Origin of the sequence: Kitasatospora indigofera, from assembly GCF_014655955.1 — a bacterium.
GTDB lineage: Bacteria > Actinomycetota > Actinomycetes > Streptomycetales > Streptomycetaceae > Kitasatospora > Kitasatospora indigofera.
In genome coordinates this window covers 24,767-45,991 of record NZ_BNBO01000013.1, presented here as the reverse complement: position 1 = coordinate 45,991, position 21,225 = coordinate 24,767, and the positions used below count along the sequence as shown (strand labels likewise).

Sequence of the window (21,225 nt, the reverse complement as noted above, 5' to 3'; positions counted from 1 at the left end):
CACTCGAACGGTAACCCGATGATGGAGGATCGTGCCGCGCAGAGGGGGTGCTTCGGCGGGTTCAAGAAGGATGGAATAACAGATTTCAGAATCTGTCATCATGATTTCGCCGACCGTCGAACGCCCGTCGGCCGCCGCCACGGGCCCGCCGCCGGCCGGCCCGCGAGCCCGCCGCCGCACACCCCGCCGACGGGGAACGGCCGAGGTCAGCACCGGTGTCCATGCGGCGTACCCGGCTTCCCGCCGTGCACCTCGCGCTGCGGCCGGCCAGGCGCCCGGCGAGCGTCAGCGGCCCGCCAGGGAAGCCAGCAGGGCGAGGCCGCCCGCCAGACTCCCCGCGCCGAGCAGCGTCCAGAACACGTCACTGGCCAGTGTCGGTCCGGCCTCGCCGGCGGCCAGCACCACCAGCCCCGGACGCCTGGGGTCGTACGCCACCCGGACGTCCGCCCCGATCGCCAACCCGGACGGGCGCCGCAGCGGGGTGTGGCCGCGCGGTCTGGCGAGCACCACCTCGCCCCGGCCCGCCGCGCCCCCCGTGCCGGACGGGCCCGCCGGTCCGGCCGGGGCGCCGGACACCCCGGGGGTCCCGACCGAGGGCAGGGTCGCGAAGGACAGCAGCGGAGCACTGTCCAGCGCCCAATACGGATCCTCGTCGGCGACGACCCGTGCCGAGACCGGCACCCCGTGGCGGCGCACCCGGTGGCGAAGACGCATTTCGGCAGCGCACCAGAACAGGAGTGCGCCTCCGAAGAGGACGAGTACGACCCCCGCCGCAAAACCCGTGGGTGTCTCCATCGCGCCCCTCCCCCGCCCGGCCCGCTGCGAATCTCTGTCCACAGCCTGTGGACAGAGATTCGCAGCGTAGGGACAACGCCCGACCGACGGCCGCCGTACGGCGGCCGAACCGGCGGGAACGGGAATGTGAACGGGGACGAGCACGAGGGACGAGCACGGGGGACGAGCACGGCCGGAGGGCGCGCAGGGCGCGGCGGAGCGGAGAACGCGCCGGAGCAGGACGGAGCAGGACGGAAGGCGCGGCGGCACCCGGGCACAGCGGCGCCACGGGCACGGCTGCGCGACGGCACGCCGGTCCGGGCAGGGCAGCGCAGTGGCGGCGCAGGGCGGCCGGGGGCGGTGCCGCCCGCCCCCGGCCCCGCACGCTGTCAGCCCTCCTGGCGCAGACCCGCCGGCTCGATGAAGCCCTGCTCGGTCAGCATCCGCAGCGACTGCGGCACCTGGTCCCGGAGCACCACCCGGTCCTCGTCCAGCAGGTGCGCGATGGCGTCCACGATCTCGCCCGCCGACAGCGTGCCGTCGCAGGCCCCGACGAAGCCGGCCCCGACCGTGTCGACCTTGGTGGCCCGGCGCATGCCGCGGTTGTGGCGCAGGATCACGTGCTCCGGGTCCTCCGCGCCGGGCGGGCCGACCTGCTCCTGGACGACCTCGTCCGAGAGCAGGTAGCGGGTGTCCAGCAGCCCCGCGTCGTCGTGCGAGGCCAGGAAGTCCTGCCGGGCGAACCAGCTCTCGATGTGCGGACCGAGCGGCTGCTCGATGGAGTGCGGCCACTCCTCCACCCGCACGGTCGGACGGTCCGCGCCGCTCGCCCGCAGGGTGATCCAGCCGAAGCCGATGCCCTCGACCTTCGCCGCCTCGAAGGCGTCCAGCCACTCGCCGTACCGGGCCTGGTAGTCGCCGCCCGGGCCGCGGTGGTCTCCGCCGTCGCGCAGCCACAACTCGGCGTACTGGGCGACGTCCTGCACCTCCCGCTGGACGACCCAGGCGTCCAGCCCGGTGCCGGCCACCCAGCCCGCCAGCCGGTCGTGCCAGTCCTCGCCCTTGACGTGCTGCCAGTTCGCCAGCAACTGGCAGTAGCCGCCGGGCTCCAGGTGAGCGGCGGCGCCCCGCACGACGCTCCGGCAGAGTTCGTCGCCCGCCATCCCGCCGTCGCGGTAGGTGAAGCGGCTGCCCGGCGAGATCACGAACGGCGGGTTGGAGACGATCAGGTCGAACTTCCGGTCCGCGACCGGCTGGAAGAGACTGCCCTCGGCCGTGTCGGCGTTGGCGAACCCGGACAGCGCCAGGGTCAGCTCGGTGAAACGCAGCGCACGCGCGTTGACGTCCGTCGCCGTCACCCGCTGGGCGTGGCGCGCCGCGTGCAGCGCCTGCACGCCCGAGCCAGCGCCGAGGTCGAGCGCCGACCGGACCGGCCGCCGCACGGCGATGTTCGCCAGCGTGGTGGACGCGCCGCCGACTCCCAGCACCAGTTCCTTGCGGGCCACGCCGTGCGCGGTCTCCCCCGAGCCGATGCCACCGGCACCACCGACCGCGCAGCCCAGGTCGGACACCACCCAGGCGTCCGAACTCGGCAGGCCGGCGACCTCGTTGGCGTACGGGCGGACGTCCACGGTGGCCCGCACCCGGTCGCCGTCGGGCCGCAGCCAGCCGTCCGTGAGGCAGTCCTCCACCGGCAGCGCGGCGGCGGCCGCCGCGTACGGAACGGGCTGCTGCAGCAGGAAGAGCCGCACCAGCGTCTCCAGCGGACTGCCCCCGCGGGTCGCGCGCAGCGCCGGCACCGCCTCGCTACGGGCCAGGGCCGCGTAGCCGGTGGGCCCGAGCAGGTCGAGGCAGCCGTCAGCGGTGTACGAGGCGGCGAGCAGCGCCTCGCGGAGCTTGGCGAGGCGGGTGGGGTCGAGAACGGGGCTACTGGTCACCCAGCCATTGTCTCGCGGCGCCGGGGCGGGGCAGGCCGTGGCACGTCGACCACGTGCGTGGCCGGTGGCCGGCACCGGGGGCCGGCGCCGGGGCCGGGTCCCTGACCACCGGTCCGGCGGATGTCGCGGAGCGCGCCGGGGTGCGGCCGGGCCCGGGGAAAGGGGCCCGGCCGTACGCGGATCGGGTTCGTTCGGGTCAGCTCGGCGAGGCCGCCGGGGAGCCGGCCGTCGGGGAGGCGGCGGGTGCGGCGGAGCCGGTCGTGTCGGCGGCGGGCGCGGACGGCGAGGCGGCGGGGTCACCCGAGGCGGCGGGCGACCCCGCCGCACCCGGCGTCGCCGGTGCGCTCGCGCCGGCGGACGCGCCCGCGGGGGCGCCCGAAGGCGCGGCGGCCGGTGCGCCCGGCTTGCAGCCCGGCTGCTTGGCCATCGCCGCACCCAGGTCACCGCTCTGCAGCTTGCTCTGCGCCTGGGTGGACAGCGTCGCCAACTGCTGGACCTGGTCGCCGACACTGCGCAGCGCGTCCGCGAACTTCGCCTGGTCGGTGTTGGGCAGCCCGTCCAGCTTCTTCTGGACCTCCAGGTAGCCCTGGGCGGCCTTGTTCAGCTCGTCGACCGCGTCCTTCTGCAGGTTGCCGCCCTTGTCGACCTTCGGGGCGCCGGCCTTGTCGATGGCCTCGGCGATCTGCTGGTTGGTCCTGGCCAGCCGCGCGACGTCGTCCGAGAGCCGCTTCTGCAGATCGGCCGGGCCCTCGCCCTCCTTGACCTGCCCGGTGTCCGCGAGCGCGGCCTGCGCCTGGGCGATCGGCTCCTTCGCCGAGTCGCAGACACTCGTCGCCCACGCGTTCAGCTGAGCGCTGTCATCACCGCCGCACCCGACAGCGCCGAACGCGAGCAACGCGCCCAGCGCGGGTACGGCCAGCAGTCGCTTGTTCACCGGAGAAGCCCTTTCGGATGCGGTCGTCGAACAGCGAACCTACACGCCCGCCCGGTACGGCCGTCCCGACAGCGGCCCCACCAGGGCCTGCGCCCCGGGGCCCCGGGGCGCTCGGACCGCCGGACGCGGCTAGGCCCGCTCCACCCGGATCGAGTCACCCGGTCGCACCGTACGCAGCACGTTCGCATCCCCGTCCAGGACGCCCAGCACGTTGCACGGGCCCGCCAGCCGGCACTCGCCGCCGCGCGAGATCGGGGTCGGCCCGAAGGGCAGCGCCAAGCTGTCGCCGTCCGTCCAGAACGCCACGGTGCCGGGCTCGACCACCTGCTGGGCGTCGTCCTCCAGGGGCACGGTGACCGGCGTCCCGAAGTAGACCTCGTCGCCCCAGGTGTTCGCGGAGGAGCTGAGGGGCAGCGCCTCCCAGAGCGCCTTGGCGGTGGGCGTCGGCTGCAAGGTGGCCGTCGCCTGACCCGCAGGCCACAGGATTCGCATCCGCATGGGGTGTTCCCTCATCTCCGACAGATCCGATCCGGTCGCGCCAGAATGCAGAGAACCGCTCAATTCAACAATCTGTCAACCTCGGGCAGGGTCCGGCCGCCTGACGGAGGCCGCGCGCAGCCCGCGCGGCCTGTCCCCCGGGCACGTCGACGGCACCGGCCCGGCAGGCCACGGCCGAGGCGCATCGGGCGCCGTGGGGAGGAACGAGCCGAGGAGGCCCTGCTCCGACACCGCCCACCGGAGACGGGCGGCGCACCGGAGTTGGCAGGGACGCCGGCCGGCGGCGGCCGGGAGCGGTCGCCGGGCGGGCACGGCGAAGCGGGACCCGGCGGACGGGATCAGCCGACAAGGGTCGGCGGCACCGGACACGTCGGTTCGGCCGGAGCGGTCAGGCGCACGGGACGGGCCCGCGCGGCTCAGTGCGCCAGGGCGTCGACCGACACCGGCCAGCTCATCCGGATCACACCACCACGAGCACCGTGGGTGACTTCGAGGTCCTCGACCAGGCCGGTGATGACAGCGAGACCCAGGGTGTCCTCGTCGGCGTCCTCGTCGACGCCAGGGTCCGGGACGAACGCGGGGCCGGCCTCGTCCTCGACCTCGATGAGGAAACGCTTCTCCTGGTCGGTGAGGGACACCCGGACGGCGCCGCTCGTCACCCCGCCCCGCTGGTGCAGACCCACCGCGCGGGAGCACGCCTCGCCGACCGCGAGACGCACCTCGTCGAGCACCGACTCGTCGACCCCCGCGCGTCTGGCCACCGCCGCGGCCACCAGCCGGGCTGTGCGCACATGCTCGGGAAGCGCACTGAATCGAAGTTCGACCGTTGCCATGTCTCCCCCTCCGGGGTGCTCCGACCACGGGCTGGGCCACCAGCCCCCAGGGCCGGACGGAACCAGCCCTTTGCCGGGGCGGGCAGGCCCTTCGGGCCCGACCCGCCCCAAAAAGGTGAGATCAGTCGGTCGCGGCGACCGCGTCGTCCACCGAGGTGTGGATCGGGAACACCTTGGTGAGACCGGTGATCCGGAAGATCTTCAGAATGCGCTCCTGGTTGCAGACCAGGCGCAGCGAACCCTCGTGGGCACACACTCGCTTGAGACCGCCCACCAGGACGCCGAGACCGGTCGAGTCGAGGAAGTCCACGCCCTCCATGTCGACGACCAAGTGGTAGTTGCCGTCGTTGACGAGCTCGACCAACTGCTCACGCAGCTTCGGGGCGGTGTACACATCGATCTCGCCGCCAACCTCGACGACCGTGCGATCGCCGACTGTACGGGTCGACAGGGACAGGTCCACGGAACCTCCAGCACCTTGCCTTGCTACGTCATTGCGATCCTCGGCCTGGCGGCCGCCACCGCGTGGTCGCGAGCCTGGGCGCGCCCAACGTGCGCGCGGCGAGCCTCGGCGTTGCGACCCTCGGCCATGTGGCCGTCACGGCCTCATTCAACCACCTGTGACCATGACCGCACGATGCCTTACGACGATTCTCCGTCACGCCGGTGACACACTGGGTCCCCATGCTGCCCCGTCACCGCCCGCCCGAGGCGCTGCTCGCCTCCCTCTCCGCCGTCCGGGGACGTGCGGACCGGCTCACCCATACGGAGCATCTGCCCGCCCGCGAGGCCCGCCACGCGCCCTGGCCGGACACCGTCCGGCCGGAGATCGTGGCGGCCGCGCTGGCCCTGGGCGTCGAGCAGCCGTGGGCCCATCAGGCGGAGGCCATGAAACTGGCCAAATCCGGCCAAACTGTGGTCCTGGCCACAGGCACCGCCTCGGGCAAGTCGCTCGGCTACCTGGCGCCGGTCCTCAGCGACCTGCTGGACGGCACGGAGGCCCGGAACGGGCGGGGAGCGACCGCCCTCTACCTCGCCCCCACCAAGGCCCTGGCCGCCGACCAGCGCCGCCGCGCCGCCGAACTGGCCCCGGCCAGGGTGCGGGCCGCCCTCTACGACGGCGACACACCGCCCGAGGAACGCGAGTGGGTCCGCCAGTACGCCTCGTACGTGCTGACCAACCCGGACATGCTGCACCGGGGCATCCTGCCCGCCCACCCCCGCTGGGCGTCCTTCCTCAAGACCCTGCGGTACGTGGTGGTCGACGAGTGCCACACCTACCGGGGCGTCTTCGGATCGCACGTCGCCCAGGTCCTGCGCAGGCTGCGCCGGCTCTGTGCCCGCTACGGCTCCTCGCCGACCTTCCTGCTCGCCTCCGCCACCACCGCCGACCCCGCCGCCACGGCCCACCGGCTGACCGGTCTGCCCGCCGTCGCCGTCACCGAGGACTGCTCCCCGCGCGGGCCGCTGGTCTTCGGCCTCTGGGAGCCGCCGCTCACCGAGAACGTCGGCGAGCACGGCGCCCCCGTCCGGCGGACCGCCACCGCCGAGGCCTCGTACCTGCTCACCGACCTGGTCGAGTCCGAGACCCGGACGGTCGTCTTCGTCCGCTCGCGGCGGGCCGCGGAACTGGTCGCGCTGCAGGCCCAGGACCAGCTCGGCAGGCCGCTGGCCGACCGGGTCGCCGCCTACCGCGGCGGCTACCTCGCCGAGGAGCGGCGGGCGCTGGAGCGCGACCTGCACTCCGGACGGCTGCTCGGCCTGGCCTCGACCTCCGCCCTCGAACTCGGCGTCGACGTCTCGGGCCTCGACGCCGTCCTGATGGCCGGCTACCCCGGCACCCGGGCCTCCCTCTGGCAGCAGGCCGGGCGGGCCGGACGGGAGGCCCAGGGCGCCCTGGCGGTGCTGATCGCCCGCGACGACCCGCTGGACACCTATCTGGTGCACCACCCCGAGGCGCTCTTCGACACGCCCGTCGAGGCCACCGTGCTCGACCCCGACAACCCGCACGTGCTGGCGCCGCACCTGTGCGCGGCCGCCGCCGAACTCCCGCTCACCGACAGCGACCTGGAGCTGTTCGGGCCGTCCACCGAGGCACTGCTGCCGATACTCGAAAAGCGCGGGCTGCTGCGCCGCCGGGGCGACGGCACCTGGTACTGGACCAGGCGCGAGCGGGCCGCCGACGCCGTCGACCTGCGCGGGAGCGGGGGCAGTCCGGTACAGATCGTCGAGGCCGAGACCGGCCGGCTGCTCGGCACGGTGGACGCCTCCGCCGCGCACACCAGCGTCCACACCGGCGCCGTCCACCTGCACCAGGGGCGGACCTACCTGGTACGGGACTTCGACCTGGACAGCTCGGTCGCCCTGGTCGAGCGGGCCGACCCGCCCTACACGACCGCCGCCCGGGACGTCACCTCCATCTCGGTGCTCTCGACCGACACCACGGTCGACTGGGGCGAGGCCCGGCTCAGCTTCGGGTCGGTGGAGGTGGTCAACCAGGTGGTGGGCTATCTGCGGAAGCGGATCTCCACCGGCGAGATCCTCGGCGAGAGCAAGCTCGACCTGCCGCCCAGGACGCTGCGCACCCGGGCGGTCTGGTGGTCCGTCACCGAGGACCAGCTCCTGGACGCGACCATCCCCTTCGACCAGCTCCCGGGGGCCGCGCACGCCGCCGAGCACGCCTCGATCGGGCTGCTGCCGCTGTTCGCCACCTGCGACCGGTGGGACATCGGCGGGGTGTCCGTGCCGCTGCACCCCGACACCGGCCTGCCCACCGTGTTCGTCTACGACGGCCACTCCGGCGGGGCGGGATTCGCCGAGCGCGGCTTCCGGCGGGCCGTCCAGTGGCTGACGGCGACCCGGGACGCCATCGCCGCCTGCGAGTGCGAGCGGGGCTGCCCGTCCTGTGTGCAGTCCCCGAAGTGCGGCAACGGCAACGACCCGCTGGACAAGGCGGCGGCCGTCCGGCTGCTGGACGTCCTGCTGGCCGGCGCCCCGGCGCCCCAGGACGAGCCGGCCGCCGGAGCCGCGCCGGTCGAACAGGGCGGCCCGGACGACGGGGGCGGTCCGGCCGGGCCTGGCGAGGGGCCCTGAGGGGCCTCCGGTCGTGACGGCGGCCCCGGGGCCGCGTCCGGTCGGGGCATCGGGCCCGTCGTCGTCCGGAGCCCGGTCGGAGCCGTCGTGGGCGCCGAGGCCGTCAGCGGTGCCGGCGCCGTCAGCGGTGCCGGCCGGCGCCCACAACGGGCCGGCCCGCGCCCGGGCCCTGGCCGGGCCGAGCGGCAACGGCAGCCCTCGTACCGGCACTTCCACGACCACCTCGACCTCGTCGGCGGACAGGTCGGCCGTGCAGGAGACCAGCGCGGCCTGATGCGCGGCGGCGATGCCCCGCGCCCGCCCGCAGCCGCCGTCCGGGTCGAGCAGCAGCCGGTCGGCCGCCGCGAGGGCCGCCAGGTCTGCCGCGGACTCGGCCCGGTGACGGCCGACGACCACCGATCCCAGTGCGAGCATCCCGGCGAACACCGCACACCCGAGCATGGCGAGGGCGAGCAGCCAGACCGTCGCCGAGCCCGCGTCCGCCGACCGGCCGGCGGCGCCCAGGGCCCGGCGGACGCCCCGTACACGCCGGGCCCGGCTCTCCCCCGCCGGACGGGTCCCGCCACCGCCCCGCACACCGCGGGCCCGGCCGACGATCCCGGCCGACGGGGGGCGCGCGGTCAGGACGGCCATGACGAGGCACCCCCGGACGTGCCCGTCAGCATGTCCTCCCGGGCCGAGACCGCCGTGGCGCCCAGTCGCACCGAGAGCACCGCCGCGAGGCCGCCCGGGCCCGGGCAGTGGGCCGCCACGGTCACGCGTACGGACTCCCCCTCCGCCACCAGCCGCACCTCCGCACCGGGCGGGGCGGCGGAACGGGCCAGGGCGACGGCGTCCGTGTCGCCGCGGGCGGCGGCCCGGGCTCCCACCCGCGCCGCGTCCACGCAGCGGATCTGGGCGGCGGCCGCCACCACGCCCCAGACCAGCATCGCCGCCAGCAGGACGAGGGCCGGAAGCACCACCGCCGTCTCCGCCGTCGCGAAGCCCGCGTCCGGCGCCCGGCGGGGGCTCCGCGCCCGGTCACGCCGCACTGAGGGCCCGATTGAGGATGTCGGTCAGCGCGCCGCTCACCGCGCCGCTGGTGACGACCTTGTAGAGGATGGCGGCGAAGGCACAGGCCGCCAGGGTGCCGACCGCGTACTCGGCCGTGCTCATCCCGCTGTCCCGGCCGCCGTTCGGCATCCTGCGGACGCGGATCGCGGCCCAGCGGCCACGCCGTCGGCAGAGTGCGGAGAGAGCGCGGTGCGGGAGGCGGTCGGTGGCCCGGGAAACGATGATCTCTGCCATGCCGGATGCTCCTTCGGTCGTGGGAACTTGATTGCGGAAGTGGGAACATGAGGGAAATCGAGGATTTTCGAAAAAGCGCCGGCGCCCCGAAAACCTGAGGGGGTCGCTCACATCCGCCCGGCGAACATCCGGGTCAGACCGATGACCACCGGGACGACACTGATCAGGACGAAGGCCGGCAGGAAACAGACGCCCAGCGGAGCCGTGGCGAGCACTCCCGCGCGACGGACCCGGGCGTGGGCCGCCCGGGCCGCGCAGGCCCGTTGAGCCCGGGCCAGGCCCAGCAGCGGGCCGGCGGGCGGAGCCCCGCTGACACTCGCCCGGACCAGGCACCGGCCCAGCGGAGCCAGCACCGGGCACTCCTCACCGAGCCGGCCCCAACTGAGTTCGGGCCGTGCGCCGAGGGCGAGTTCGGCGGAGATCGTCCCGAGCCGCCGGCCCATCGGCGCCCCGACGCTGTGCGCCACGGCCGCGACGGCCTGGGAGGGCGAGGCGCTGGACCCGAGACAGGCTGCCAGCAGCTCCGCCGTCAGCGGGAGTTGCCGGGCCAGCGCCTCCTGTTCGGCGGCCGCGTCACGCTGGGCGGGTGAACGCGGCCGCGGGAGCCTGCGGTGCAGCACGACCGCCAGGAGCAGGCCCGCCGCCGGCCCTCCCGCTCCCCCGAACAGCCAGGCCACGGCCGCTCCCGCCGCCAGCACGGCGGCGGTGCGACAGATCGAGGCCCGTCGGTCCGGTGCCTGCGCCTCCCCTGCCGCCACCGGCCCGCCCTGCGGGCGCCGGGACCGAGCACCTCGGGGGCCCGCCGCGGGCCCGCCCCGCCGGCCCTCCGGCCGGCCTCCGGCCCGGGAAGGACCTGCTGCACGGTGCTTCAGGCGTGGCCGCCCGCCCGGCGGGCGGGGGACGGCCCGACGCCGTACCCGGCGCCGCCGGAGGTGACCCAGCAGGGCGGCCGCCCCGACCACACCCCAGGCCGGCAGCAGGACCACGGCCGGCCCGGCCGACCCGCTCACCGGAGCACCGCCCGCTCCCGGCCGGCGCCGGCTCTTCCCGGTGCCCTGCGGGGCCGTGAGATCCCGCAGCGCGCATCGCCATCCGCCCTGCCACCCACCTTGCCCCGCGCCGGCGCCGGTCCTTCCCCGGCCCGCAGCGCCCCCGGGTCGTCCGCACCGCCTCGCGCCGTCCGTACGATCCGGGTCGTCCAGGCCAGCCCGGCCACTTCCAGGGCCGTTCCGCCCGCCAGGCAGGCCAGCCCGGCCGGGGTGTGCAGCAGGATGTCGAGCGGGTGGGCACCGAGCATGGCGCCGAGCAGCAGCCCGAGCACCGGCAGCGCCGCGAGCACGGCGATCGTGGTCCGCGGCGCGGCCAGCTCGCCCTCGATCTCCTCCGCCAGGGCCTGCTCGGCCCGGAGCGCCTCGGCCACCTGGTCCAGCCCGCCTGCGAACCCCGAGCCGCTCGCCGCACTGACCCGCCAGCAGGCCGCGATCGCGGCCGCCCCGCCACCCCCCGGCAGTTCGGCCAGCAGCTCGAAGGCGGCCGGGACGTCCCCGCCGTACCGGCCCGCGGCCAGCCGCGCCGCCGGCTCCCGCCCGAGCCGGCGCAGCGACTCCGGGGCGCCGGCCAGCCGGGAGGTGACCGTGTGCAGGGCCTGCTCAGGCGTCGCCCCGCTGCGCAGCTCGGCCGACAGCGCCACGCAGAGTTCGATCACGGCCGAGGCCCGCCGCCGGGCCTCGGCCGCCAGGTGACGGCGTCGGCGCCACCGGTGCAGCGGCAGCACGGCGGCCGCCGCGACGGCCGGCGGCAACGGGGAGTGGAACACCTGCCAGGCGACCGATCCGGCAGGCAGGAGCAGCAGTTCGGGCACCAGCCAGGGCGGCCGGACGGACGGCGCCGTGGCGAGCCGCTCGCGGAGCGCGCTCCAGGCCCGCCACCGCGTTCCCGGCCGTGACGAGGACCGCGCACCGGCCCCGGTCGCGGGCCCGGCCGGGGTACCCACGGCACCGACGGGCAGCAGCCTGGCGTACCGGCCGGCGGCAACCCGCCGTCGAAGCACCTGCCGGGCGGCCGCCACCGCTCCGCAGAGCGCCGCCGCCGAGTACAGGTCCAGCTGACTTACGGTCATTCTCGTCTCCTCGCGACGGGCTTCTCCGGGCTCCCGGCCCCAACAGCACCCCGGCGGCCAGCAACAGGCCGAAGAGCCCCAGGGCGAACAGCGTCTGCGCCTCGCTCGCGGTCATCCCGGCCCGCCCTGGAGGGGCACTCCGCGAGCCGCGCACAACTGGGCCAGCCGCTCCCACCCCGGGCCGGGCAGCAGCGCCCCCGCGGCGGTGAAGCTCACGGCCGCGATGGTGGCGGCAAGTCCGTGCCGGTCGCCGGTCAACGTGTGGACCTCGGCGATCCGGCGCAGACCGGTGACCGGATCCCGGACGAGGTGCACCACGACGTCCAGCGCGGCCCGCAACTGGCTGTGCAGCGAGAGCCGGTCGAGACCCGCCAGCGAGCCGAGGGCCTCCAGCCGCACCGGCACGTCGGCCGCCGTGTTGGCGTGCACCGTCCCGCAGCCGCCCTCGTGGCCGGTGTTCAGGGCGGCCAGCAGGTCGGACACCTCGGCCCCGCGCACCTCGCCGATCACCAGTCGGTCCGGGCGCATCCGCAGCGCCTGGCGGACCAGGTCCCGCAGGGTGAGTTCGCCCAGGCCCTCCTGGTTCGGCGGGCGGCTCTGGAGCCGGACCACATGCGGGTGGGCGGGGCGCAGTTCGGCGGAGTCCTCGGCGATGACGATGCGCTCACCCGGACCGGCCAGGCCGAGGACGGCCGCGAGGAGGGTGGTCTTGCCGGTGCCCGTCCCGCCGCTGATCATCAGCGACAGCCTCGCCCCGACGACGGCGGCGAGCAGTTCGGCCCCGGCGGGCGGCAGCGACCCGGCGAGGACCAGCTCGTCGAGCGTGAACGGGCGGGGCCGGCAGACCCGCAGTGAGATGTGGGTGCACCCGGCGGCGATCGGCGGCAGCACCGCGTGCAGCCGGGTGCCATCGGGGAGCCTCGCGTCGACCCAGGGCCGGGCGTCGTCGAGCCGGCGGCCGGCCGCGGTGGCGAGGCGGTGCGCCAGGTGCCGCACGGCCTCGGCGTCGGGGAACCCGACGCCCACCGTCCGCTGCAGACCGGCGCCCCGGTCGACCCACACCTCGTCCGGTCCGTTGACCAGGACGTCGGTGACGTCGGGTGCGGACAGCAGGTGGTCGAGCGGGCCGGCCCCGACCAGTTCGGCCCGGACGGCCCGGAGGGAGTCGAGCACGTCGTCGCCGCCCAGCGGGGGACGGGAGGCCCGCAGGGCCGCCGCCACCGAGCCGGCCGTGGGCGCCGCGCCCGACTCGGCCAGCCGCAGCCGCACCGCGTCCACCAGGGCGGCCGCCCGCTCCGGCCCGGCGGCACCGTCGAGGGCCGGGGTCGTGCCCGGCCCGAGGATCCGTCGGACACCCGGGGCGTCCGTGGCCGGCCGGCCTGCGCCGAACCCCTGGCCGACGCCCGGCCCGGCGTGGTCCCCGTGGCCGGCGTGGTGCCCCTGGCCGACGGCCGGGCCGGGGCCGCCGCGGTCCCGGGATCTGCGCAGACGGTTCATCAGCACACACCCCCGCCGACGGCCGGCACCGGCGGCATGACCTCGTCCAGGAAGCTGCCGCAGAAGCGCGCCAGCGGCCCCCGCTCCCGGATGCCCGGCGGGATGCCCCGCTCCACGTCCACGGTCAGACCCGGCTCCTGGGGCAGTTCGCCGGCGAGCCGCATCCGCAGCCCCCGGGCGATCTCGGCGCCGGCCAGCCCCGTCGGCCCGGTGACCCGGACCACGGCCCGGACGTCGGTGAGGCGCATCCGGGCGGCCGCGGCGACCCGGCCCGCGGCGGCCGTCGCGCGCACCTCCGCCGGAACGACCAGCAGGGCCAGGTCCGACTGCTCCAGTGCCTGCCCCGCGGCCTGGTCCAGGTGGCGCGGGAGGTCGACGACGACCAGGCCCCCTTGGCGGCGGGCCGCGCCCAGCACGCTGCGCATGGCTTCGGGAGGGACCGCCGGCGTGTCGCCGCGGTCCCAGGAGAGCGTGGTGAGCCGGTGGAGCACCGGCAGCGCCCTGGTCAGTTCGGCGCCGCTCACCCGGCCCCGCGAGGCCGCCAGATCGGGCCAGCGCAGGCCGGAGGCGCCCTCGCCGCCGAGCAGGATGTCGAGCCCGCCGCCCAGCGGGTCGGCGTCGACCAGCATGGTGCGGTGGCCCGCACGGGCCGCGGTGACCGCCAGCGCGCAGGCCAGCGTCGAGGCGCCGGCCCCGCCCCGGCCGCCGAGGACGGCCACGGTCAGCGCCGGTGGCCCTGCCCCTTCGGCCGCGTCGGCGATCCGGTCCAGCAGCCAGCCCTCGGCGTCCGGCAGGAACAGCACGTGCTCGGCGCCGAGTTGGACGGCCCGGACCCAGATCTCGGAGTCGTCCAGGTCCAGCCCGAGCAGGAGGACGCCGGGGCGGCGGGCGTACCCCGCGCAGCGCTCGGCGAGATCGTCCCCGACGAGCACCAGCGTTGCGCTCTCCCACAGTTGGCGGGGCGGCGGCTCGCCGCAGACCAGCAGGGGATCGGTGCCGGCCGCGGCGCAGAGCCGCAGCAGGTGTTCGGCCAGCGCTTCGTCCTCGGTGACGATCAGCGGGCCGGCGGGCACCCGCTCCGCAGGCTGGTCGTGGCCGGTGACGGGTGTCGACATGATGCTCTCCCCCGGGAAGGCGCCGTTCCGGCGTACCGGTGCGGCGCGTGGTCCAAGTCCTGCCGTTCGGACGGCGGCGGTCGCTCCCCGGGTGGGGGAGGGAATGCCGGCTGCCGAGGACCACGGTGGGGGGTGATCAGCATTCCGTCATCAGTGATCCAAATACCTGTGGACAACTCGGGGATGTGGATAACCGAGTTCACCCACACGGGCTACTAATGGGAAGGAATTGACAAAAGTTGACCACTGGGAACAACTGCGCAAGAAGGGAACGGACGGCCCCGTCGGACCGGGATGACGTATTGTCCGCCCGCGCATCACTCGGAGTAACTGGATACGGAGAGTGATCGATCGGTGCCGTCGAATGCCGCGGCCGACCGGACGCGCATCATGGGAACACCCCCTGCGCACGTCTCCCGAGAGAGCCTTCAGCGGCTCGAAAACGGGCCCGGACGTGCGACGACCCCCGCCGGGGGGAGAGCGGGGGTCGTCTATCCACGGTCCGACTCGGGGGGGAGGAGCCGGACCGGGTTAGCACGGTCGCGAACGATCCGTGACTTCCATGGTGTACCCGAGCGGCCAGAAACACAAACCCGCGTGCGCCGGAGTACACCGAATGGCGGGCCGTTTAGCCGGGCCCTCTATCCTCGGTTCCCGTGGACACCACCGAGAACGCCGACGAGTACGCGGACGACACCACCGGCACCGGCGCGAACTCCGGGACCGGCCCGGGGGCCGCCCCGCAGGCCGCCCCCGGACGGAACTCCCAGGAGGGCCCCGGGGCCGGCTCCGCGGCCCCGACGGAGGCCGGCGCGGCCCGTCACGACGCCGTTCACGCCCACTCCGACCCGGCCACCGCCCCTCCGGCAGATGCCGACGGCGAAGCGCCGGCCGACGGCGGCACCCCGGACGGCGCCGGCGTGGCAGCACGCCCGGCGATCCTGCGCCCGCACGACGCGGGCCCCCGGACGGCGGCCTTCTTCGACCTCGACAAGACCATCATCGCCAAGTCGAGCGCCCTCGCCTTCAGCCGCCCGTTCTACCAGGGCGGCCTGATCAACCGTCGGGCGGTGCTGAAGAGCGCCTACGCGCAATTCGTCTTCCTGGTCGGCGGCGCGGACCACGACCAGATGGAGAAGATGCGCGAGTACCTCTCGGCGCTCACCCGGGGCTGGAACGTCCAGCAGGTCCGGGAGATCGTGGCCGAGACCCTGCACAACCTGATCGACCCGATCATCTACGACGAGGCCGCGTCCCTGATCGAGCAGCACCACGCGGCCGGCCGCGACGTGGTGATCGTGAGCAGCTCCGGCTCCGAGGTGGTCGAGCCGATCGGGGCCCTGCTCGGCGCGGACCACGTGATCGCCACCCGGCTGAAGATCGAGGACGGGCGCTACACCGGCGAGATCGAGTACTACGCGTACGCGGAGAACAAGGCGGCCGCGATCAGGGAGTTGGCCGAGACCGAGGGCTACGACCTGGCCGACTGCTACGCCTACAGCGACTCCTCGACCGACCTCCCCCTGCTCGAAGCGGTGGGCCATCCGTCGGCGGTCAACCCCGACCGCGCGCTGCGCAAGGAGGCGGTCGCGCGCGAGTGGCCGGTGCTGGTCTTCGACCGGCCGGTGGAACTGCGGCGGCGACTGCCGGAGTTCTCCGCCCCGAGCCGCTCGGTGCTCACCGCCGTGGCGATCGGTACGGCGCTGCTGACCGCCGGGGTGATCTGGTACGCGGCCAAGCGCCGGCGCCCGGCTGTCTGAGGCGGTTCCATTCGCCCGCCCCAAAACGGGCAAAAGCCAAAGACTTCGCGATTCGGGTTCCCCTTTGACCCGAAACGCGATACAAATGAAGCAACGGCCCGCGAGACCCGGTCAGGACCCGAAGAGGTCAAACCGACAACGCAGTTCAGGCCCCACGGACCGCGTACAGATAACCGAGCACCCACATGCAGCCGACCCGCTGTCGGGCCGCCGCACCAGACGAACGGGCAGGATCCCCGTCTGATGGGCACTTCCGGTGCATGCTTGGTAACCCGGTACCTGTACCAGCGGCGGCACCCGGCAGGATCAGGTGCCGCCGCATCTCTGTGTCCGCCACCCGACGGACGGGCGCCGCTTCCGGGGCGCGCACCGCCTCCGCAGCGTTCGACCGCCTCCGCGCCCGGCGCCCTTCGCGCACCCGTTCCGACTGCCGCGCGAGCACGCGTCCGCGCCGCACGCGATCGCCGCACGCCCCCCGCGCGGTCAGACCATGCCGCGCTGCATCGCCTCGCAGACGGCCGTGCTCTCGCGCGTCCCGAGCCGCAGCGCCCGCCCGCAGTGGTCGATCCACCCGGCCAAGCCGTCCGGAGTACCCGCCAAGTAACCGCCCAGGGAACGGCGGTAGGAGTCCGTGCCGAGTTCCGCGAGTCCGACCTCGGCCGGGCAGATGGCCTTCGGGTCCAGCCCCTCCGCGATCAGGACGATGCGCTGCGCGGCCCGGGCGATGACGCCGTTGTGCGAGCCGAACGGCCGCAGCGCCAGCAACTCGCCGTGCACCACCGCGGCCACCACGAGCGCCGGGGCCTTGGCGCCCGCGCCCTCGGTACGGGCCACCAGCAGGGTGGAGAGCTGGTCGAGGCGGGCGGCCACCTCTTCGGCGCCCGGCGCGGGCGGCAGGTCGGCGATCGGGGCCGACGGCGCGTCCGAGCCGGCCTCCGGGCCGGCCGAGGCCTTCAGCTCCAGCGGGAAGAGCGCCTCCGCGCCCTCCCCGGCCCGCCTGGGCCGGCCGGCCGTCCCGTCGGCGTCCCCGGCGGCCAGGAGGTGCAGCCGGGCCAGCACCTGCAGCGGCGAGTGCCGCCAGGTGCTCAGCAGCTGCCCGGCCTCGGCGGACACCCGCAGCGCGGCCCCGACCGTGCGGGCCTCCGCGTCGGCCCCGAAGTCGGTGCGCCGGCGGACCTCCTCCAGCGGCCAGTCCGCGCCGTCCAGCGCGGCCGAGGCCCGCGCGCCGCGCAGGGCGGCCTCGGAGGTGACCTCGGAGGCGCGACGGCGCATCACACGGTGGCCGTAGAGGCGGTCCACGGACTTGCGGACCTCGGCGACGGCCTCGGGCACCCCGGGCAGCTCGGCCAGCGGGGCGAGGGGATCTGTTCCAGTGCTCACTACCCGAGAGTAAGGTCCCGGCCGCCGCCCCCGACACAGCAACCCCGCCATCACCCGTTCGAGGCAATCCTTCGTTCCCTGCCCTGTCCGGCCCCTCGCCCCGGCTAGCATGGCGCTATCGGAGACGATAACGATTTCCAACACTGGGAATCGGGAAGATCGCGAGCGCGAGCCAACGAGCGAGAGCCGGAGTCCCAGATGAAGATCGCCTTCGTCGGCAAGGGCGGCAGCGGCAAGACCACGCTGTCCTCACTGTTCATCCGCCACCTGGCCGCCGCCGGACGCCCGGTCATCGCCGTCGACGCCGACATCAACCAACATCTGGGCCCGGCACTCGGACTGACCGACGCTCAATCGGCCGCCCTCCCCTCCCTCGGTGCGCACCTGCCGCTGATCAAGGAATACCTGCGCGGCGGCAATCCGCTGATCGGCTCGGCCGACGAAATGATCAAAACCACACCGCCCGGCCGGGGTTCACGCCTGCTGCGGATCGTCGAGGAGAACCCGGTCTACGCGGCCTGCGCCCGGCCGGTGGCGCTGGACGAGGGCTCGGTCCGGCTGCTCGCCACCGGCGCCTTCACCGAGGAGGACCTCGGGGTCGCCTGCTACCACTCCAAGGTCGGCGCGGTGGAGCTGCTGCTCAACCACCTGGTGGACGGGCCGGACGAGTACGTGGTCACCGACATGACGGCCGGCTCGGACTCCTTCGCCTCCGGGCTGTTCACCCGCTTCGACCTCACCTTCCTGGTCGCCGAACCGACCCGCAAGGGCATCTCCGTCTACCGCCAGTACAAGGAGTACGCCCGCGACTTCGGCGTCGCCCTGCGGGTGATCGGCAACAAGGTGCAGGGGCCGGACGACCTCGCCTACCTCCAGCGCGAGGCCGGCCCCGACCTGCTCGCCGCCTTCGGGCACTCGGAGTGGGTCCGCCGCCTGGAGCAGGGCGCCGAGCCGCCGCTGCGCACGCTGGAGCCCGCCAACCGCGCCGTCCTGGAGCTGCTGAAGACCCAGGCGGACGCCGCGCACGCCCGTCGCGATCCGCAGCGGTACACCCGGCAGGCGGTCCACTTCCACCTTCGCAACGCCGAGAGCTGGGGCAACGCCAAGGTCGGCCTCGATCTCGCGACCCAGGTGGACGAGCAGTTCGTGCTCGGCGTCGAGCCGGCCACCGCGGGGGCCCACGCCTGACCGGCGCCCGGCCGGCACGGCCGGGCCGGGACCACCACGGCGGGCCGCCACCCTCTGCTCCGAGGGCGGCGGCCCGCCGTGCGTGCCGCGTCGCGGCGGCCCCGATCTGTTCCCCATTGGTTCGGATACCACCCATAGGGGTGAATCCGGGCTCCGATTCCGTCACTACGTTCTACGCTGTGCAAAGCTTTCATTACTCTCGGTTTACCGAATCTTGATGGTTCCGATTCCTGATGGTCCCTGGGCCCGCCTGCGCCACCCCCGCGCAGGCCGCCGAGCCCACGCCATCCCGCCACACCGTCGCGGCCCACGACAGCCGATCCGACTCCCCGAGCAGCACCCGGACCTGACTGCGTTCGCTCCCCCGGAAAGACGGGAAGACATGACCCTCGACATCTCCACCGCCCCCATCGCCTCCGACACCACCGACCACGCCCCGCCGGCCGACGGCCGCAAGGCCCGCGCCTCGTTCGACCTGTCGGCCTCCCTGGTGGTCTTCCTGATCGCCGTGCCGTTCTCCCTCGGGATCGCCCTGGCCACCGGTGCCCCGCTGACCGCCGGTCTGATCGGCGCCGCCGTCGGCGGAATCGTCGTCGGCCTGCTCGGCGGCACCTCGCTCCAGGTCAGCGGCCCGTCCGCGGCCCTCACGGTGGTCACCGCCGGCCTGATCTCCCAGTACGGCTGGCAGGCCACCTGCGCCATCACCCTCGCCGCCGGCCTGCTCCAACTCCTGCTGGGCGCCCGCGGCCTGGCCCGCACCGCGCTCGCCGTCTCGCCCGCCGTGGTGCACGGCATGCTCGCCGGCGTCGGACTGGCGATCGCCATCGCCCAACTGCACGTGGTGCTCGGCGGCTCGCCGCAGAGCTCCGCGCTCGCCAACCTGACCGCGCTGCCGGGCCAGTTGGCCGGGCCGCACCTCCCCGCGGTCATGGTCGGCGCACTGGCCATCGCCATCCTCTGCGGCTGGCCCAGGCTGGGCCGGCTGCCGGGCCGGGCCGGGGAGCTGGGTGCCCGACTGGCCCGGATCCCGGGCCCCCTGGTGGCCATCTCCGCCGCCACCGCCCTGTCCATGGGCCTGAGCCTGCGGCTCGCCCGGGTCGAGATCCCCGCCTGGCAGCCGCAGAGCCTCCCCGCGCTGCCCCACGGGCCGGTCGTCGGCCTCCTCGCCGCCGTCCTGACGGTGACCGCGGTGGCCAGCGTCGAGTCCCTGCTCTCCGCCGTCGCCGTCGACCGGATGTCCAACCGGTCCGGCGACCTCGACCGCGAACTGCGCGGCCAGGGCCTGGCGAACATGGTCAGCGGCCTGCTGGGCGGGCTGCCGGTGGCCGGCGGCGCGGTGCGCAGCACCGCCAACGTCCGGGCCGGTGCGCGGACCCGCTGGTCGTCGGTCCTGCACGGGGTCTGGGTGCTGCTGGCCGCCGTGGCGCTGACCGGCGGCCTGCGCCGGATCCCGCTGGCGGCGCTGGCCGCGCTCGTCCTGGTGGTCGGCCTGCAGATGGTGAGCTTCGCGCACATCCGCAAGGTGCACCAGCACCGGGAGTTCCCGGTCTACCTGGCCACCGTGCTCGGCGTCGTCCTGCTGGGCGTGCTGCCGGGCGTCGCGCTGGGCGCCGCGATCGCCGTCCTGCAGGCGCTGCACCGCCTGACCCGGGCCCATGTGGACGTCACGGCCGCGCCCGACGGGTCGTTCGCGGTGCGGACGCACGGCCCGCTGACCTTCGCGGCGGTGCCGCGGCTGAGCCGCGCGCTGGGCGCGATCCCCCCGGCCGCCCGGGTGACGGTCTGCCACGACGGCTCGTTCCTGGACCACGCGGCGTACGAGGCGCTGCATTCCTGGCGCGGCGGCCACCAGTCCGGCGGCGGGACGGTGCTGATGGTGACCGAACGCCAGGCCGACGAGGTGCTGGACCCGGACGGCGCGGTGCGCTCCGGCAGTTCCGCGGGCCCGCACCGCTGCCGGGCCTGGACGCCCTGGGTCGGCCACCACTGCATCGAACAGCAGGAGGACCCGCACGGCCGGCTGCTCGACGGGGTGCGGGTGTTCCAGCAGCACACCGCACCGCTGGTCCGCCCCGAACTGGCCCGGCTGGCCCGCGAGGGGCAGACCCCCTCGGAGCTCTTCCTGACCTGCGCGGACTCCCGGCTGGTGACGAGCATGATCACCAACAGCGGGCCGGGCGACCTCTTCACCGTGCGCAACGTCGGCAACCTCGTCCCCGCGCCGTACGAGCCCGGCGCCGCCGACGACTCCGTGGCCGCCGCCGTGCAGTACGCCGTGGAGGCCCTGGAGGTCAGCTCCATCACCATCTGCGGGCACTCCGGCTGCGGGGCGATGAAGGCCCTGCTGGACGGCGTGCACGAGCGGCCGGGCCCACCCACCGCGCTGACCCGCTGGCTGCGCAACGGCCGCGGTTCGCTCGACCGGCTGCGGCGTGCGCCGGCCGGCTTCGCGGCCCGCCCGACCACCGATCTGGTGGAGCAGCTCTGCCTCACCAACGTCGTCCAGCAACTGGATCAGCTGCTGGCCAACCCCGCCGTGGAGCGGCGGGTCGAGGAGGGCAGCCTGCGGCTGGTCGGGATGTACTTCGACTTCGCCACCGCGCAGGCCTACGTCCTCGACCGCCGGAGCGGCCTGTTCTCCCCGGTGACGGAGCACGACACGACACCGCTGCGAACCGCCGCCTGAGGACGGGCCGGGCCCCCGCCCACCCGGCGGGGGCCCGGCCCGGTGGCCCGGCCGCTCCCCCGAGCGGCCCGGTTTCAGGTCAAAGGTCTACACCAATTCCTCGGAGCCTCTTGTCAACAGCCCG

The 21,225-nt window shown here is 74.9% G+C and carries 17 protein-coding genes and 1 pseudogene; 4 read left to right on the top strand and 14 right to left on the bottom strand.

The genetic code is table 11. The features are described 5' to 3' along the window. Nucleotides 1–285: 285 nt before the first annotated feature. The 6 genes from IE329_RS14255 to bldG form a co-directional block, all read right to left on the bottom strand. On the bottom strand, nucleotides 286–714 hold the full coding sequence (locus tag IE329_RS14255; protein WP_190211229.1) for a DUF3592 domain-containing protein: 429 nt from the start codon (nucleotides 712–714) through the stop codon (nucleotides 286–288). 449 nt (nucleotides 715–1,163) lie between these two features. Beyond that, complete coding sequence (locus tag IE329_RS14250) at nucleotides 1,164–2,711, bottom strand: DUF7059 domain-containing protein (RefSeq protein WP_190211228.1); 1,548 nt, start codon at nucleotides 2,709–2,711, stop codon at nucleotides 1,164–1,166. A 196-nt stretch (nucleotides 2,712–2,907) separates the two neighbouring features. Beyond that, entirely contained in the window at nucleotides 2,908–3,645 is a 738-nt protein-coding gene (locus IE329_RS14245) for a small secreted protein (RefSeq protein WP_190211227.1), read from the bottom strand. Between the two features lie 129 nt (nucleotides 3,646–3,774). Continuing rightward, entirely contained in the window at nucleotides 3,775–4,143 is a 369-nt protein-coding gene (locus tag IE329_RS14240; protein WP_190211226.1) for a cyclophilin-like fold protein, read from the bottom strand. Between the two features lie 416 nt (nucleotides 4,144–4,559). After that, on the bottom strand, nucleotides 4,560–4,976 hold the full coding sequence (locus tag IE329_RS14235) for an ATP-binding protein (RefSeq protein WP_190211225.1): 417 nt from the start codon (nucleotides 4,974–4,976) through the stop codon (nucleotides 4,560–4,562). A 121-nt stretch (nucleotides 4,977–5,097) separates the two neighbouring features. Further along, nucleotides 5,098–5,439, bottom strand: a complete 342-nt coding sequence (gene bldG / locus IE329_RS14230; RefSeq protein ID WP_190211224.1) for an anti-sigma factor antagonist BldG — start codon at nucleotides 5,437–5,439, stop codon at nucleotides 5,098–5,100. Between the two features lie 221 nt (nucleotides 5,440–5,660). On the opposite strand from bldG, the gene IE329_RS14225 reads away from it, so the two are divergent. Further along, entirely contained in the window at nucleotides 5,661–8,069 is a 2,409-nt protein-coding gene (locus IE329_RS14225; protein ID WP_190211223.1) for a DEAD/DEAH box helicase, read from the top strand. Nucleotides 8,070–8,276: 207 nt separating this feature from the next. Here the strand turns inward: IE329_RS14225 and IE329_RS42185 are convergent. The 7 genes and pseudogenes from IE329_RS42185 to ssd form a co-directional block, all read right to left on the bottom strand. Next, nucleotides 8,277–8,510 (bottom strand): annotated as a pseudogene (locus IE329_RS42185) (Rv3654c family TadE-like protein); the annotation flags it as partial. 179 nt (nucleotides 8,511–8,689) lie between these two features. Continuing rightward, nucleotides 8,690–9,100 (bottom strand): TadE family type IV pilus minor pilin, encoded by a 411-nt coding sequence (locus IE329_RS14215; RefSeq protein ID WP_190211222.1) that lies wholly within the window; start codon nucleotides 9,098–9,100, stop codon nucleotides 8,690–8,692. Beyond that, nucleotides 9,090–9,356 (bottom strand): DUF4244 domain-containing protein, encoded by a 267-nt coding sequence (locus tag IE329_RS41845; protein WP_308438367.1) that lies wholly within the window; start codon nucleotides 9,354–9,356, stop codon nucleotides 9,090–9,092. Before IE329_RS41845 ends, IE329_RS14215 begins: the two co-directional genes overlap by 11 nt. Before the next feature lie 107 nt (nucleotides 9,357–9,463). After that, nucleotides 9,464–10,114 (bottom strand): type II secretion system F family protein, encoded by a 651-nt coding sequence (locus tag IE329_RS14205; RefSeq protein WP_229927431.1) that lies wholly within the window; start codon nucleotides 10,112–10,114, stop codon nucleotides 9,464–9,466. Nucleotides 10,115–10,362: 248 nt separating this feature from the next. After that, nucleotides 10,363–11,475: a type II secretion system F family protein gene (locus IE329_RS14200; protein ID WP_190211221.1), complete on the bottom strand. Its 1,113-nt coding sequence runs from the start codon at nucleotides 11,473–11,475 to the stop codon at nucleotides 10,363–10,365. 111 nt (nucleotides 11,476–11,586) lie between these two features. After that, the gene (locus IE329_RS14195) at nucleotides 11,587–12,972 is read right to left on the bottom strand and encodes a TadA family conjugal transfer-associated ATPase (RefSeq protein ID WP_190211220.1); all 1,386 of its coding nucleotides are present in this window, start codon (nucleotides 12,970–12,972) and stop codon (nucleotides 11,587–11,589) included. Then, nucleotides 12,972–14,087: a septum site-determining protein Ssd gene (gene ssd / locus IE329_RS14190; RefSeq protein WP_190211219.1), complete on the bottom strand. Its 1,116-nt coding sequence runs from the start codon at nucleotides 14,085–14,087 to the stop codon at nucleotides 12,972–12,974. Before ssd ends, IE329_RS14195 begins: the two co-directional genes overlap by 1 nt. A gap of 920 nt (nucleotides 14,088–15,007) precedes the next feature. Between ssd and IE329_RS14185 the strand changes: the two genes are divergently transcribed. Beyond that, complete coding sequence (locus IE329_RS14185; protein ID WP_373311185.1) at nucleotides 15,008–15,847, top strand: HAD family hydrolase; 840 nt, start codon at nucleotides 15,008–15,010, stop codon at nucleotides 15,845–15,847. Between the two features lie 483 nt (nucleotides 15,848–16,330). Here the strand turns inward: IE329_RS14185 and IE329_RS14180 are convergent, their stop codons facing one another. After that, the gene (locus IE329_RS14180) at nucleotides 16,331–17,227 is read right to left on the bottom strand and encodes a Fic family protein (RefSeq protein ID WP_190211218.1); all 897 of its coding nucleotides are present in this window, start codon (nucleotides 17,225–17,227) and stop codon (nucleotides 16,331–16,333) included. A gap of 198 nt (nucleotides 17,228–17,425) precedes the next feature. Here IE329_RS14180 and IE329_RS14175 point away from each other — a divergent pair, with 198 nt between their 5' ends. Together IE329_RS14175 and IE329_RS14170 are read left to right on the top strand one after the other, a co-directional pair. Continuing rightward, nucleotides 17,426–18,415: an ATP-binding protein gene (locus tag IE329_RS14175; RefSeq protein ID WP_190211217.1), complete on the top strand. Its 990-nt coding sequence runs from the start codon at nucleotides 17,426–17,428 to the stop codon at nucleotides 18,413–18,415. A 382-nt stretch (nucleotides 18,416–18,797) separates the two neighbouring features. Continuing rightward, on the top strand, nucleotides 18,798–21,101 hold the full coding sequence (locus IE329_RS14170; RefSeq protein ID WP_190211216.1) for a SulP family inorganic anion transporter: 2,304 nt from the start codon (nucleotides 18,798–18,800) through the stop codon (nucleotides 21,099–21,101). Nucleotides 21,102–21,225: the final 124 nt, after the last annotated feature.